General features: G+C 36.7%; 9 protein-coding genes and 2 pseudogenes. All 11 read right to left on the bottom strand.

Annotated features, from left to right (window positions below; genetic code table 11):
• Nucleotides 1-166 precede the first annotated feature (166 nt).
• Nucleotides 167-355, bottom strand: a pseudogene (locus AB1284_RS19640) (YwqH-like family protein); the annotation flags it as partial.
• A complete protein-coding gene (essC, locus tag AB1284_RS19645; RefSeq protein ID WP_429753351.1) occupies nt 355-4,881 on the bottom strand; it encodes a type VII secretion protein EssC in 4,527 nt (1,508 codons plus the stop codon). The pseudogene AB1284_RS19640 and the gene essC, both read right to left, overlap by 1 nt.
• A 173-nt stretch (nt 4,882-5,054) precedes the next feature.
• Nucleotides 5,055-6,257 carry a type VII secretion protein EssB gene (essB, locus tag AB1284_RS19650; RefSeq protein ID WP_429753350.1) on the bottom strand — a complete coding sequence of 401 codons (1,203 nt, stop codon included), beginning with the start codon at nt 6,255-6,257 and terminating at the stop codon, nt 5,055-5,057.
• 60 nt (nt 6,258-6,317) lie between these two features.
• A complete protein-coding gene (locus tag AB1284_RS19655; RefSeq protein WP_429753349.1) occupies nt 6,318-6,569 on the bottom strand; it encodes an EsaB/YukD family protein in 252 nt (83 codons plus the stop codon).
• 12 nt (nt 6,570-6,581) lie between these two features.
• Nucleotides 6,582-7,085, bottom strand: coding sequence for a type VII secretion protein EssA (essA, locus tag AB1284_RS19660; RefSeq protein WP_429753348.1), 504 nt, complete (start codon nt 7,083-7,085; stop codon nt 6,582-6,584).
• Complete coding sequence (gene esaA, locus AB1284_RS19665) at nt 7,057-10,491, bottom strand: type VII secretion protein EsaA (protein WP_429753347.1); 3,435 nt, start codon at nt 10,489-10,491, stop codon at nt 7,057-7,059. Before esaA ends, essA begins: the two co-directional genes overlap by 29 nt.
• 291 nt (nt 10,492-10,782) lie before the next feature.
• Nucleotides 10,783-11,079, bottom strand: a complete 297-nt coding sequence (locus AB1284_RS19670) for a WXG100 family type VII secretion target (RefSeq protein WP_429753346.1) — start codon at nt 11,077-11,079, stop codon at nt 10,783-10,785.
• Nucleotides 11,080-11,611: 532 nt separating this feature from the next.
• The gene (gene menB, locus AB1284_RS19675; protein ID WP_429754413.1) at nt 11,612-12,430 is read right to left on the bottom strand and encodes a 1,4-dihydroxy-2-naphthoyl-CoA synthase; all 819 of its coding nucleotides are present in this window, start codon (nt 12,428-12,430) and stop codon (nt 11,612-11,614) included.
• 36 nt (nt 12,431-12,466) lie between these two features.
• Nucleotides 12,467-13,255: pseudogene (menH, locus tag AB1284_RS19680) on the bottom strand (2-succinyl-6-hydroxy-2,4-cyclohexadiene-1-carboxylate synthase); the annotation flags it as partial.
• Complete coding sequence (gene menD, locus AB1284_RS19685; RefSeq protein ID WP_429753345.1) at nt 13,252-15,006, bottom strand: 2-succinyl-5-enolpyruvyl-6-hydroxy-3-cyclohexene-1-carboxylic-acid synthase; 1,755 nt, start codon at nt 15,004-15,006, stop codon at nt 13,252-13,254. The pseudogene menH and the gene menD, both read right to left, overlap by 4 nt.
• On the bottom strand, nt 15,003-16,397 hold the full coding sequence (locus tag AB1284_RS19690; protein ID WP_429753344.1) for an isochorismate synthase: 1,395 nt from the start codon (nt 16,395-16,397) through the stop codon (nt 15,003-15,005). Before AB1284_RS19690 ends, menD begins: the two co-directional genes overlap by 4 nt.
• Nucleotides 16,398-16,503 lie beyond the last annotated feature (106 nt).

Consider the following 16,503-nt stretch of genomic DNA (forward strand, 5'->3'; position numbering starts at 1 on the left):
TTACCTACCGTCCAGCTTAGCTGGGCACACAACAAAAAAGCCAATCGACTATATAGTGGAGAATTAGCTCCTTCTCTTTAAATAGACTTTTTCAGTGCCCTTAGATTTATAGGATTCTTTTGTTCTTTTCACTTTATTAACGCAGTAACGATAGTTTTATAGATAAACTATCATTACTTTCTAGTGATTTAAATTGTTCATGATTTTGACGAATGGCTCCAATATTATTTACAAATTGTCTTTTCGCTTGTATTAATCGCTGCTTTTTTAATTGCAGAGCCACTAAGTGGCTCTGCTGCTGACTAATACTACTAAGTAAACTTGCTTTCTGACTAGTAAGTTGAGATAACTCCATTAATATCCCCCCTGAATAACTGGTACTTTAATTTTTGTTGCATATCGATCTTTTACAAAATATCCTTCAAAAGGATTTAACCTCGTACTACTTAAATCTTTATTGGATACATCAAACACCATTTGTCCAGATGATTTTCTCAATAAGATAACGTTAGATTGTGCTTTGACTGCTTTAGAAGCTAAATCGTAGCGACTATCAATTGCATCCACATCACAACCAATGACAAAATGAATTCCCATATACGCACCATTTGTAATTAATTCAGATAAGCTAAATAATTCGGTGTCCCCTAAGCTACTAACAATGTCATTTAAGTCTGCAATTACGATAACAATTGGCTTGAACCTTTTAATAAAGTCTGCTGGATTCATTGTTTCATTAGAGGCTTCTTGCTCCTCTTTAAATGCAACTTCCCTTGATCTATAAGCATTTGCAACTTGTTTAATCGTTTTTTCTATTCCTACTTTTTCAGCTACATATAAAGCTGCTTTTTCTTTAAAGTTTGAAAACGTCTGTGCTCTTGTATCTACAAGACCGACATCAAATCTCTCACTTTCAATTAATTGTTGCATAAATTGAGAAATTACATTTTCAATTTCTTCTTTTTTAATTCCCGCTACAACAACGTTAGAAGCTTCTACTAAATCTAATTCCATTGGTGTAACATTCTCAGTCTCGACTCCAAAGGAAAGTTTTCCAGTTTCAATAATTTCTCTCGTTTCTGGCCATGCAATAAATTCTTTGTATTCGAATACTTCTGGTACCATCGGAATAGGTTTCGGTTTTTTACCACTCCAATAAGCCTCCATTTCTCGGCCTTCAGCTTGTATATGCTGAATTAAGTTCAGCACATCTTCACCTTCCGCTGGCATACAAGTTTGGAATACTGTTGGATCTTCTATTTTCACTAAACCGCGGCCAGCGATTTCTTCAATTTTCAAGTCAGTACGCCCTACAATTGCTCTCGCTTCTGTTTCGTCTATCATGTAAAGAGCAATTTGCAATTTAATATTCGCATTTATTTGTACTCGTAATGCACTTTGGCGTGTAGCAGTTAACATGAGGTGAATACCTACTGCTGAGCCTTCGCGAACAACTTGGGTAATAAGGCGTTCGAAATCCTCTACAAATCCTGCATCTTTCACTGCATCATAATTATCTAACGTAATTAATATTGTCGGTAATATTTCATTACTAGCTCGTTCATACATTTCAAGACTAGCGACACCGTATTTACTTAATAATCGTTTTCTCTCTTTCAACGTCTCTTCTATACGACGAAGAAATTTCTCACATTTTTCTTCTTGGTCTAACGTCACCATGTCTGCTACATGAGGTAATGCTCTTAACGGCATTAATCCATTTGTACCAAAATCAAGCAAATACACATGCAAATGCTCTGGACTATGCTGACGCGCCGCATCCATAATGACTGATTGTACGAAAGTTGATTTTCCATAACCTGGACTTGAGAATACTGCAACGTGACCGTCTTTGCTTATGTCTAATGTGAGCGGCGTTTGCGCTTGTAGTTCAGGTTGGTCTAGTAAACCAACAGTTGCTTGTAATGGTTTCTTTTCCTGTTTCCACGCTTCTTTAAAATCCACTGGATGCAAGTCTTGCAGGAATATTTTCTCCGGAAGCGGTGGTAACCACGGTCTTGGTAATGCTTCAATTTGTTTTTCTTCTGCGTAATCATGGATATAATCAATTACTGCATCAAGTTCTGTCGGTACAGTAGCGATTTCTTTACTGCTGCTAAGTCCACTCAAATCCTCACTCAAAATCTCATATTGCCCTAAATCATTAATCGCATAAATCGTTGCGTCTAAATACTCTTGATCATCTTTATTCTCTATGTAATCAGCGCCGCTCCATGCGGATTGGAATAATTCATAGATTTCGTTATTTCCGACTTGTAAGTAGGCACGGCCTGGCAGCGTGATTTCTGCGGCGTCTGGTGTCTTTAAAATTTCGTTACTGTCGGATGTGTTTTGTACTTTTAGTGCTAATTTAAATTTCGAGTTACTCCAAATTTGATCATCGACAACCCCGCTTGGTTTTTGCGTTGCGAGGATTAAGTGAATTCCTAGAGAACGACCGATACGCGCTGTTGATACTAACTCTTTCATAAAGTCAGGCTGCTCTGCCTTTAGCTCTGCGAATTCATCACTAATTAAGAACAGGTGTGGCATTGGTTCTTTCGCTTTTCCTTGTTTGTATAGTTTTTGATATTGGTTAATATGGTTTACATCATGTTCCCCAAATAAGCGCTGGCGCTTTTGTAATTCAGCTTTAATCGATGCGAGGGCACGCATACTTTGTGCACCGTCTAAGTTCGTAATGGTTCCTAGCAAGTGCGGTAAGTCCTTGAATAAGTTCGCCATTCCGCCGCCCTTATAGTCAATAAGTAGAAATGCTACTTCATACGGATGGAAATTAACCGCAAGGGATAAAATGTATGATTGAATAATCTCTGACTTACCAGAACCTGTCGTACCTGCGACTAATCCGTGCGGTCCATGTGCTTTTTCATGTAAGTTTAGATTTACAATATCTTCTTTACCACGTAATCCAAGTGGTACAGCTAATGATTTGTGGGCTGCATTTTTTTCCCACCTTGCTGTAATATTTAATTCTTGAATTTTCTCAACACCATACATTTCTAAGAAAGTTACACTTTCTGGAATACTATTTTTCAAGTTTTGTAGGTGATTCAGCGGTGCTAATGCACGAGATACATCTTCTAAGTTAAAGTCTTTTGGAAAATGATCGAGTGCGAATTGATGGTTAACAAGTTCACCTTTTTCTAAGATGATATTCCCTTTCTTGGAATCTCTTATATCGATGACTGTCTTCACATGTTCTGGTAGACTTTGCATGACATCCTGTACGAAGACAAGTGATACCCCTAATTCTGTTGGATCTTCATTAAAAAATTCCATTACAATGTGATCTAAGATTAGTTTTTCATCTGTAATGAGTACAACATAGTGCGGGGCAAAATATAATTTTTCATTAGAAGAACCTTTTTCTTCTATTTTCATTTTTCGGTCCTTTAATATTTGATACAGACTGTTTAGTACTTGGTCACGGCTGCGTTCATGGTATACAAAACCACGTACGTTAATATCGCGTACACTTGCATGTGGCAGCCAGCGCATCCACTCCCATTTATTCTTTTCTTCTTCGGGGAACAATGTAATAAACTGCAAATCATAGTAACTATGAAATAATGAAGTTTGCATAACTAAAAGTTGCAGCTGTTCTAACACTAAAGAACGTTGTCCAATATATCCGACTGGTCCATTCATTAAATCTGTCACGACTGGAACATCTTGTAGTGAGAGGTATTGTTGTCTTAGTTCACGTGCTGCATCAATTAATTCATCTTTCTTTTGACTAAATTCTTCTTCATTAAATTGAATTTCAAAACTAGTGTTTTCCTGACCTGTTCCAACACGATATGTTAAGAAATCATGATGAAGCATCGTTTTTTCATATATGCGTGAGTTTACCTGCATAGCCATGTTGCGAATTTCTGCAACATCCGGATAATGATAGTGAAGTGCATGACGTTGCTTTTCAGTTTCTTCGTATAAATCTTTTGTCTTTTGTTTTAAATACTCCCTATAACTTTTGTCACGCTCTACAATATCAATTTTGTATTGCTTTACACTTTTAATATACGATGTGACTGATATAGTTACTGTTGCTACAGTCATCGCTAATGAGGCTAATATATATAAGCCATTTGACATAAAGATTGACAATAGTACAGTGACCACGATCATAACAAGGGACGGAGCGATCATTCGTACTAAATGTTCTGTTGGTTTTGATGGTTCACTTGGTGGCTTTGCAATTGTCATTTTATCAACTGGTTCACGATAAATAATACGTGGTGAACGATGGTAATCTGGGTATTCATCGCGAAAATAACTATCTGCTTCAAGTAAACGAGGTAGTGTTGAGTGTACTTTGTCTTTGGCCGCTACAAATTGAATATCTTCATGTCCAATTTGGATTGTTACACCATCAAAAAATAATTGATCTCCGCTTTCTAAAATAGCACTACCTTCTAATTTTTGATGGTTATGAAATACACGTCCTTCGTATACGTTAACTTTGAATGGTTCATCTAATAAGTCACGAATGAATACGATGTCTGCACCTGTTCCATCAATGGTAATATCATCACCTTCACGTTCGCTAAGCGTGATGGAATACTTCGTCGCTATATCATATACAGCAACTTCTTCAACATATGTAATCCACATATGGAGAGATTTATGATTTTTCAGTTCAATTTTATTCTCCTTGTTAACATAGATGGTTTTATCTTCTATTTTCCATACATTATTCTCAAGGTCCCAATTCATCGTAAGCGATTCTTCTAAATCAAGATTCGTAATTGTATTTGACCACTCGTTCCCAATTGTCACAACGGGACGTTCAGATGGATTTAGGCGACATTTATACAATTTATCGCCATAGCTCACTGCTAGAAGTTGTTGCTTCATCCTTCTCCACTACTCCTTTGTTAGCTTCTATAGTAAAAAAATATGTGTACTGTTTCTCTTAAAGATAGTAAAACTCCCACCTAGCTTCTTTTCTTTACGTTTTGAGGTGAGAGTTTTACTACTCATTAGAGCAGGATACATGAAGTAAAAGAAGTTTCATTCTTTTAACGTTCTTATTTTGTTCCTTTGTTCGTATTAGATAAATCTTTTTCGTCAGATGTATCACTATATTTCTTTTTATACTCATCTAACTGTTGCTGATATGTTTTTAACTTCTCATCTCGATCTTTTCCCGACAATTTTGGATTATTTTTCACAGCCTCTATTTGTTTGATTAAGCCATACATGATTAATTGCGGATCATCAATGTGCTTTGCTATATCTAGTGATTTATCAAAATCCCCTTTACCGTTATAAACCCAATACAGCAAATAGTTTTCATCACTCTTTAAACTTACATTCTTCATAATGGCTGATTTTTGCTGTTCGGATAATTTCTCACCCTTAACATAAGAATATGCCAACTCATATTTAGAAGCTAAAGGTAGTCCTTCAGAATCTTCATCTCTTAAATTACTAATGACTTGATCATAATCAGTAGCTAAAAAGTTTTTATTTGCTTCCAGCAATGTATTTTGATAAGGTACTTTCATAAATATGTAATACGCTAATGGTGCTACTAAAATAACCGTAGCTGCCGCAAAAGAATATGTCATATATTTGAACCTTTTAAAATTTTTCTTAGGAACAATTTGCATATTCTTTTCTGTTTTTATTTGTTCTTTTTCAAAGCTATCTTCAATAAATTTGATTAATCCGTCTAAACTGTCCATACTAACAACATTTTGCTCAAATGTTGTTTCTTTTACATTTTTCAAGACGCCACTATACAATTCATCGTAGCTATATTTTTTAGAAAACAATGCAATAATTAAACATTTATATTGTAATAAGAATTTTTCTTCTGTAATGGGGGTTGGGGGGACAATCTCTCGAATTCCACGATGAACAATAAAAGGTAAATAATTAGCATCAAATACTAGATTTTCAGGGTGTAAAAAGAACGTTATTCTTCTATGTAAATACTCTTTAAAACGAGCGACATTTCGAAGCAATCGTAATTTTTCATTTCTCTCTAAATCTTTTATATCGTCCCACTTCTTTAGTTTCTTACTAATTTCGTATGAAAAGACAAAAGCATCTTCCGTTTCTTCTACTGCTACCGGAACAAAGATTGCTGACTTCTCCATTAATAAATCAAATTGACGAAAATCTTTTACTTGAGTTTGTGACTGGGCAAGTTCTAATTTCCAAGTCCCTTCGCCTATTTCAAATCGATAATTCATTGAATCAATCTGAATCGTTTTCTCCACCATGTTCTTCTCCTTTTGATCGTATACATAAATTTCTACATATTAAGCTATTTATCCAAGTAGTTATAGTACTTGCAAAATATCTCCATCAGTTACTTCATAATCTATTAACCGATCATTGTCTGTTAGTAATAGCGACTTATTGACAACTTTTATAACATAATGTGACCCATCATGACTTTGAACCTTTAATGTTTCTATTAAATTCTTCAACAAGTATTTAATAGATTGATGATTAGGAATGCGTAAATCATACGTGTTCCCATTCCACTTACTAAAATCTACGGTGACATTAACATGTGTTTGAACAGCCATTTGTATTTCTCCTTATACCCAGGTTTTTCGGATAATGATATAAATACCACTGCAAATCAATATGATTCCCATAATGAGTAGCACTGTAATTGTTGTACTAACTGGTGTTCCATTTGTAGCTGCTTCACTCTCTGTTTCAATAGAACTCATTTTGACCACATAGTTTTTCTGGAATAAACTTTCTTTTGTATCTTTGACATCATCATTTGTTTTTGTATTAAGAAACAAGGATGCTCTTAATTCTTGCATCTCTTTCTTTTCTTTCTTTTGTTTTTCTGCAATTTCTTTTTCTACTTTTGAATTAAATAATTCTACTCCTGCCTTATCTAATTCCGTTTCTTGTTTCCCTTTATTCATTTTCTCTTCATCTGTTTGTTCTACTCGGTCTAATTTAAACTCCATTTTCCCATTATCATTGAGGTAGCTCTCTGCCGCGCTCCTCATCGGTAACGCGGCAAATGAGCAAAGGAAAAGAAACAATGATAAATTAACTAATACTTTCCATGATTTGATCATCTAACCCTTGTTCCTCTCCTCTTCTTCTATGCCATACAAAGAGATTAATAATAAATCCTAAAATAGCTAAGCCAAGAATAAATCCAAAAATAGCAGGCTCACTATTTTTACCACTTATAAAATCATTTAAAAATGTTTCAATATATTGAAGTGGTGAGAATTTACGTATTTTTCCAAAGTACGACATTTTATCTATATTCATTCCTACTGCATTCGTTAAGAACAAATACATACTAAAAAACGTTAATAATACAAACATCCCAATCATTTTTACTTGACGTAATAAGTATGTGGAAATAAGAACTGTAGCAACCATGATCATTGTAATAGAACCAATCCACATTAAATTACGTGTCTGATCAAATTCCAGTAAATGCCCTGAAATAATACCAATAGTTATCCCTTCTGCAATTGCAATTCCTAAAGTAATTGCAGTAATTGGTACATTTACAAGCATCGTAGATAATTCTTCTTCAAAGTCATCTTTTTGAATACGTCTTTTCTCTTGATGTGCGATTGCATAAGAAGTAAATAAAGCAACAATAAAGCATACCAATACCATTAAGTACGGTATAAACACATCTCCAGCTGTAATCGTACCGTCATTTTGCTTCTGAACTGGATTTGCTAAAAATTGATATAAGTTTTCATTTTGGCGCTCCCCAACACGGCTATTTTCCAATACTTTCATGAAGTTTTTAGAAAATTCCTTATCATCCGTCATTTTATCGCCTAAATCATCTAATAATGTATTAGCTTTTGATACAATTGTTACTCCGCTATCTTGAATGTCTTTTGCTTGATTATTAATTTGATCAAACGTTTTATACACTCCATCAGATGCTAGTAGATTACTTTTAGACTGCTCACTTAAAGACTGACTTTGTGCTAATACAGACTTAAATTCAGAATCTAATGCTAATACAGCTGTTTGTTCTCCTTCACGACTACTTGCCACTACTTTTTGTTCATTTATTAATTTCAAGCTATTTTCACGCCAGGCCGCTACATTTTTTAAATATTCACCTAAGTTAGTATTCATAATTTGCGCTTGCTCTGTTGTTTGTTTTAACGTCTCTGCCAAGTGATCTGAATTTTGATCGGCCTTATTTACTAACTGCATATATGTGTCTATTTTTTCTTTTAAATTACTCACTTCTGTTGTGACTTCTTTTTGAGTCTCATTTGCAACAAAATTTGCCATCACATCTAGTATATTCTGTTTATTTAAAATGTAATAAAGAGAGCCTGTTGTCGCATGATCGCTTAATTTTCCCTCTTCCAGCTTTCCTGCTAAATCTTCTGTTTTCATATCTAGACCATAATATAAATCATATAAACTTAACAATTGTTGATAACTCTGTACAATTTTAACAGGTTCCTGAATTAGCGAATTAGTTGTACCCCGATATAAATACTCATCTTTATTATGCGAAATTTGATTATTTGTCTGTTCAATCGTTTTTACCTTAGTATTATCTTTATTGAGATTGCCTGGATTTGTACCGGTCCCTGCATTCGAATCACCTGGATTTGTACCAGTTCCCGTATTCGAATCACCCGGGTTTGTACCTGTCCCTGTATTCGAATCACCTGGGTTTGTACCTGTCCCTATATTCGAATCACCTGGGTTTGTACCTGTCCCTATATTCGAATCACCTGGGTTTGTACCTGTCCCTATATTCGAATCACCTGGGTTTGTACCTGTCCCTATATTCGAATCACCTGGGTTTGTACCTGTCCCTATATTCGAATCACCTGGGTTTGTACCAGTTTTCGGATCAGTAATTGTTATCTTTTCATCATTATGTTTTATATTCCACTGCCATGTTACTGGACTAAATACATCTATGTCTGCATTTATATCTAATAACTTAACATGTACGCGAACATCTAAATTCCCTTCTTCTCGAGCAGGTAAAGTGACCGTTCCACTCTTTAAATATTCTTCTGTATAGTCTTGGCCATTAATCGTTAACGCTTGCTGATTTGAATATAGCCCAAATCCACTAGGAAGATTTAACGTAAAAGTTTGATTAGCATCCATCCTTGGCACTTTTTTTATATCGCTAAATACGAGTTCTCTTCCCACAAGACCCTCTTTAATACTTTGAATCGTCTCTCCTAAAGGTATAGTATTAGTACCTTCATACTTAAATTGATTCTCTGCATTATATTTCTCAGTTACTCGAATCACATTTTTTAATTGTGTCTTTGTTTCATTAGGTAAAGCAACCTGATCGATATCCTCAACTTTCAAAGTTGGTAATTGGTTGATTAAACTTTCAATTTTCTTCTTAATTTGCTCATTAGGCTGTTGCATTAGTGAATTTACATATATTTCTTTTTGGTTATCATCAGAAATTGCCTTCTTTAATTTCTCACTAATCTTAGCTTGGATATCCGACTTTAATTTATCTGTTAAATCAGCATCAAAACTTCGAATTTTACTATTAATATCCGTTAAATATTCTTTAATAGATGCTGAATCTGATAAAATATTATTCTTATTATCTCCAGCGGTAAATTGCTCTGCTATCGCTTTATTTGCTAATTCTAAAGCCTCTAGTTGCTTTACTACATCATCTGTATTTAAATCTGTGTTAAACTGATTAAGTTGATTTGAAAAATTGTTTGCGATTACGCCATTTTCCATCTGATTTTTTTGAAAACCACTAAGGTTATCTTGATAAGATGAATTATATTTTGAAGTTTCATCAATATTTTGTTCGAATCCCTTTAAAACACCTTCAAATCCTTTGAACGTATCGACTGAAGCCCCTGTATAATCTTGTACAGTTTTAAACTGTTGCGTATAATTCACTAACGGGTTACGTATATCCGTTTTATACACATTCACATGATCTTGCTCTTTATTGATTATTGCTTGTATATTATCCTGTGCACCTTGTAATTTCCCAATGATACTTGCAAAATAAACATCTACTATGCGCCTATTGAACTCTTCTAATATAGAAGAAGCAATATTTTCTGCTTCCTCTTTTAAATCTTTGTTACCAGTTGTATTAATTCTATAACTTAATGTTACCTTTTCAGGAGAATCAGAATTAATAGCAACCGCTTTCTTAGAAAAATCATTTGGAATAACAATCATCATGTTATAATTATTGTTTTTTAATCCACTCTCTGCTATTCCACGACTTACTACATACCATTGTTGTTTATCATTTTTATTAATGCTTTTTATAAATTGATCTCCAAACTCTATTTTTTTCCCTTCAAATATTGTTCCTTGATCCTCGTTTACTATGGCAACTGCCATTTTTTTAGTATTGTTTCCGTCTTCTTTCTTTAACTTTTGATTTAATGCTAAATAAGAAGTTCCTGTTGCTAACATAAGAGCTAAAGAAATAAACAACAAGATCTTCCATTGGAATTTTTTCACTACTTACCACTCCTGCGAATACGAAATATACTAAATAATTTTTATATTACTATTAGCATGCAGATTGTTTTTGGCTTTAAAATATATAGCTGATTAAATTTTCGACATATTTTTACTACGTTGCGCGTTGGTTATATTGACATAATTACAATGGAGAGAATAACTATTTCCAGTGCTACAAGGGGCAATTCATAAATCGAAACTTTAATCAAGCTGCATATAAATCAGCCATACAACAATAGTTGCATGGCTCGTTTATCAATCTTCTTTAATTACCAAAAATACTAGTTCTTATTTTAAACCGAAGTTTTGTGACAACTGCGCATCATGCTCAGCAACAGCATCTGCAGTTTTAGAAAGTTGAGTGTTAATATCTTGTAATAATTGAGCGAAGTTGCGTACTTTTGGTGATAATTCATTAAATTGTCGATCAAAACCTTCGAAAGCACGACCTTCCCACTCACTTTTTAATTGATTTTGTAAACTTTCTAACTTTCTTAAAATACCATTGATTTCTTCAGAGCTTCTTCCATATAGCTGCGCCTTAGATTTAAGTTCATCAGGACTCATACGAATTTGTCCAGCCATTTGATATTCCTCCCATCAATCTAATAAATTATAAAATTAATATTTTTTTAATTTTACAGAATAAATTATAACAATATATGTAAAAGTTTTACAGGGTTATTTTATAAACTTATAAAAATAAATAAATAATATTGTTTAATTAAACTAAACAATATTATAAGATATATAATTTTATTGATTCGTCATGGGACTAAAATAACGTTCTTTCTATTTAAAATCTAGGGTAAGAAACTGTAAAAAAAGAGACTTGAGAAATTTTCATCAAGTCTCTTTTTTTACTCTTTCCGATCACTATCCAGCTACAGCGGTTAGAATGTTCGGTGGCTTCGCTTCTTCCTACGAGGCAAACTGCGCCTCTACGTCAGAAGCTCCATCCCCCTCACATTCTAAACGAGCCGCTTCCGCTTTTGATCCTATCCAGCTTCGCCTCCTAGCCCTTCACGTCTAAGAACCTTCCGCACGAGAAGACAAAAAGCGCCTTCTGTGCGAAAGAACCTTAGCCGTCAGGGCTGAACAGTCGGCTTCGCTTTCATCACGGGAATCGAGGGAATTGTCCAAAGTCCGGACGGCGTTTTTCTTTAAACGCATCGCGGCCTTCTTTTGCTTCGTCTGTTGTATAGTATAGTAGCGTTGCATCGCCAGCTAGTTGCTGAATACCTGCAAGACCATCTGTGTCTGCATTAAATGCAGCTTTTAAGAAACGAAGTGCCATCGGGCTATTTGCTAAAATTTCTTCTGCCCATTTCACAGTTTCTTCTTCTAACTGTTCTAATGGTACAACTGTGTTAATTAAGCCCATATCAAGTGCTTCTTGTGCGTTGTATTGACGGCATAAGTACCAAATTTCACGAGCTTTCTTATGGCCAACCATACGAGCTAAATAGCCAGCACCGTATCCGCCGTCAAAGCTACCTACTTTTGGACCAGTTTGGCCAAATACTGCATTATCTGCTGCGATTGTTAAATCACATACGATGTGAAGAACATGTCCACCACCGATTGCATAACCTGCTACCATTGCGATAACTGGTTTTGGAATCGCGCGAATTAAACGTTGTAAGTCTAATACGTTTAGGCGAGGGATTTGGTCCTCACCTACATATCCACCATGACCGCGAACTTTTTGGTCGCCGCCAGAACAGAATGCACGTCCACCTTCACCTGTTAAAATGATAACGCCAACATTTGCATCATCGCGCGCATGTGCAAATGCATCGATTAACTCCATTACCGTTTTTGGACGGAATGCATTATGTACTTCAGGACGGTTAATCGAAATTTTTGCGATTCCATTGTATGTGGAATAAATAATATCTTCGTAATTGCCTTCTTTTACCCATTCAATCGTCATTTTGTCTTTACCTCCTTTTATGTTTTGCAAAAAGCCCCTTACTATTGTATCAAACTTTTGCGGTTGTTCCACATGAATTGCATGGCCTGCTCCAATAATTTGTACAAATTCAGCATGAGGGATATGTTTTTTCATCTTTTTTAAGATGTGAAAGAACTTTTCATCATATTCGCCGCTCATGAGTAAGACTGGCATTTGTAAGTGTTGCAATTCATTCCACCAAGATGGCTGCGCTCCTGTTCCCATGCCTCGCAAGCTATTCGCAAGGCCCTCAGGATTATTAGCTAACCTTTCTTCGCGTACGCGATCCTGTACATGAAGCGGTAAATTTTTTTGCGTGGCAAAGAGCGGAATGTTCTCCCACTTTTCAACAAAAGCGGCTACCCCTTCTCTTTCAATGTTTTGGGCAAACTGTTCATCCTTCTGCCTGCGCTCTTCACGTTCCACTTCCGTTATGAGTCCCGCTGTACAGTTTTCTAACAAAAGAGACAAGGCGCGCTCTGGATACAAACAAGCAAACGTAAGCGCAAGGCGTCCGCCCATAGAATATCCCAACACATGCGCTTTCTCAATTTGCAAATGATCGAGCAATGCAATAAGGTGCGCAGCTACCGTTTCGATATTATAATGCCGGATTTCCTTTGGACTTTCTGTTTTACCGTGTCCGATAAGATCCACTAAAATTACTTGAAATTGCTCGCTCCATGCAGGAACAAACGAACGCCATGTTTCCATGCTGCCTGTAAAACCATGAAGAACAAGAAGCGGCTCGCCGCTTCCGATTACTTCATATTCGTAAGAAACACCATGTACGTTTACTTTCATTTCCCTTCACCTTGCAACACTTCTGAAACAATGGCTGCTGCCTCTGCCATAATGTCACGATGAAGCTGTAAGTTCTCTTCACGGTCTGTTTGTATTTCAATGACATGCAGTCCATTTTCTCTCGTACCTTTGTACACTTCATTTCGAAACGCTTCCCATGTTTTTACGCGCTGGAATGAACCGCTATACATCTTGACGACATGTTCATAATCAAGTCCGAGCGGCGTGCCAAATAACGCTTCAAAATGTTCTTTCTGCTCATATTGCGGTAAAAATGAGAAAATACCACCGCCATCATTGTTCACGACAACAATGGTTGCATTTAAATCATGTAGCTTTGCTGCTAACAATCCATTTAAATCATGATAGAATGATAAATCCCCCACAACTAATACGAGCGGATCACGTGCTACACTCACCCCAAGCGCTGTCGAAACAATGCCGTCAATGCCGTTTACACCGCGATTTGCTAATACTTCAATATTTTTATCATTTGTGAAGAAAAACGTATCTGTATCACGAATTGGCATACTGTTACTTACAAATAAAGTTGCATCATTTGGCAGAACATCTACAAGTTCTGTAATTACTTTTCCTTCAAATGCATGCTCATACGATTCAACTTGGACAAGTTTCTCTTTTGTTACAACATTCATTTGTTGCCACATCCGAAGCCAGTCATGGTTGTTTTGCTGCTCAGTACCATTTACAAGCAGCTCACAAAATGTAGCGTCATTGGCATACACAACTTCTGTAGACATAAGCGCTGGATCACGCCAATTTCCAGATTCATCAACGACAATGTGTAATGCTTCCGTTTGCTTTTTTAAATATTGCGTAAGTGCTTTGGAAACTGGCATGCCGCCGAAGCGAATAATTACATCTGGCTTCCAATAATCACGAAGTTGTTCATTTCGTAAAAATGTATCATAGCAATCCAGAATCGTCTCTTTATCGTGAAGACCGCTGCGAAGACCAGAAAGCGGATCTGCAAGAATCGGATAACCGTATGCTTTTGAAAAAGCCACGACAGCTTCTGCAATATTTGGATGACTATCATCACCACATACAATAAGCCCCTTTTTCATATGCGAAAGGCGCTCTCGTAAAGATGCTGCATATTCATCCGTCACCGCTATTTTCCCTTGATGAACGATTGTTTCGTATTCTCCGCGGCCTTTTTCCCATAAATTTTCTAAAGAGAAATTCGGAATTAACGGCTCGCGAAGCGGAAAGTTTACATGAACGGGTCCTTTCGGCGTTTGTAATGCCGCTGCAACCCCTCGTCCCGCTGTCATCCGTGCATATCGATACATTGGTTCTGCAGCTTCAGGAAGTGCCATTTCAATAAATTGTTTCACAAACGAACCGAACAAATGAAATTGATTCATTGCTTGCGGTGCACCAACATCTCGCAATTCATGCGGACGATCCGCTGTCAGTACAAGAAGCGGAACGCGTGAATGAAATGCTTCACATATAGCTGGATAATAGTTTGCTGCCGCTGTGCCTGATGTGCATAATAAGGCGACAGGGCGTTTTTTTGCCTTCGCAATGCCAAGAGCAAAAAAGGCCGCTGATCTTTCATCCACATGTAAATATGTGCGGATTTGTTCATGCTGTGCCATTAATAAGGCAAGCGGCGTTGAACGCGAACCCGGGCTAATAACAACATCTTGCACATGCAGGCGCGCCAATTCATCAACAAACGCGCCTAAGTAATACGATAATGCTTCTATATGATTGCTCATCTAGATAGTCCCTCCAAAGCAGAAAGCATCGGCTTAAATTTCAACCTAGTTTCCTCATACTCTAAATGCGGCTTCGAATCAATAACAATGCCGCAGCCAGCAAATAACGAAGCTTGTTTACCAGACAATAATCCGCAGCGAAGCGCTACTGCAAACTCACCGTTTCCTTGCTCATCAACCCAGCCAATTGGCGCTCCGTATAAGCCTCGGTCTAATAGCTCTACTTCACGAATCAATTTCAGCGCTTCTTCTCGAGGTGTTCCTCCAAGAGCTGGTGTTGGATGAAGTTCTTCAATCATCGATAATAAATCACCATTTCCATTTGCTTGTACTGGTGTGTATAGATGAAGTAAATTTTTCGTCTGCAATAATTGCGGTTCATATGGAATATCGACCGCTTCACAATGCCTTGTTAACACACTGCGAATCATGTTTACAACATAATCATGCTCTGCTAAATTTTTCTCATCATGCAAAAGTTCATATCCATTCTCTTTCGTTTCCTCTTCTGAAGCACCTCGTCCAATCGAACCGGCAAGACACATGGATGTATATGCTTCTCCCTCTTTACGAAGAAGCCTTTCTGGCGTTGCTCCTAAGAAGCACGTTCCTTTATAATCAAATGCAAATACATAACAATCCGGTTGTCCTATGCGAAGTGCTGCCAAAACAGAAGCCGAATCAACATCTTTATCCAAAACAAGTTGCATCTCGCGAGCTAACACGACTTTTTGGACAACTCCTCGCTTCATTTCTTCCTGCACTTGTTCAATTGCTCGTAACCATTTCTTCGGCTCTACCTCCACTTTCGAAAGAATGGTCACATTCTCTTCCACGAAGGAATGCTTGCTTTGCTGCAACAATTGCTCCTCAGCGTTTTGTAATTGCTCATAAATCTTTTCTGCACAATCGTTTCCGGAAACAAAACGGTTCACTGTTAACCATGCCTTTTTACTCTTTACCGTTAACAAAAAGGCTGGCAATTGCAGTGTTGTATCGTGAAATGACTTCCATAAATCTGTTCTTTCTTTTCGTGGATCAAAGGCAAAACCACCAAATAAAAGCGGTCCTGTTCCAAATTCGTAAGTATCACGATGAATTACTGCTTCGTCTTTCAATTGCGCCCACTCTTGACGAGCATTTTGAAAGCGCTTATTAGAAGAATTTGCTATAGTAAAGGCAGAACCTACTCCAGCGAAGATAACGTGCTGCGATGGATCTGCAAAATAACATCTGTCTCTATATCCAAATTGTGTTCCTGCTGCATAAAAAAGGAGTGGATCAATCCATTCCACTTGCTTTACAAAACTAACGAGTACTTGCCCGTTAGCCGCGCGCTGAATCGCAGTAAGAATCACATCTTTTACATCATGTTGTTTCGTTTGAATCACACAGTCTCCCCCCTATGGGCGAAAAATAGTCATAAATACGCTTGATTTTAAGATACACCTCAAATGAAAGGTGTGTCAATGTTTAGCATTTCTGAGAAAATCCGAG

Origin of the sequence: Bacillus sp. S2(2024) (assembly GCF_050474045.1) — a bacterium.
Classification (GTDB): domain Bacteria; phylum Bacillota; class Bacilli; order Bacillales; family Bacillaceae_G; genus Bacillus_A; species Bacillus_A yunxiaonensis.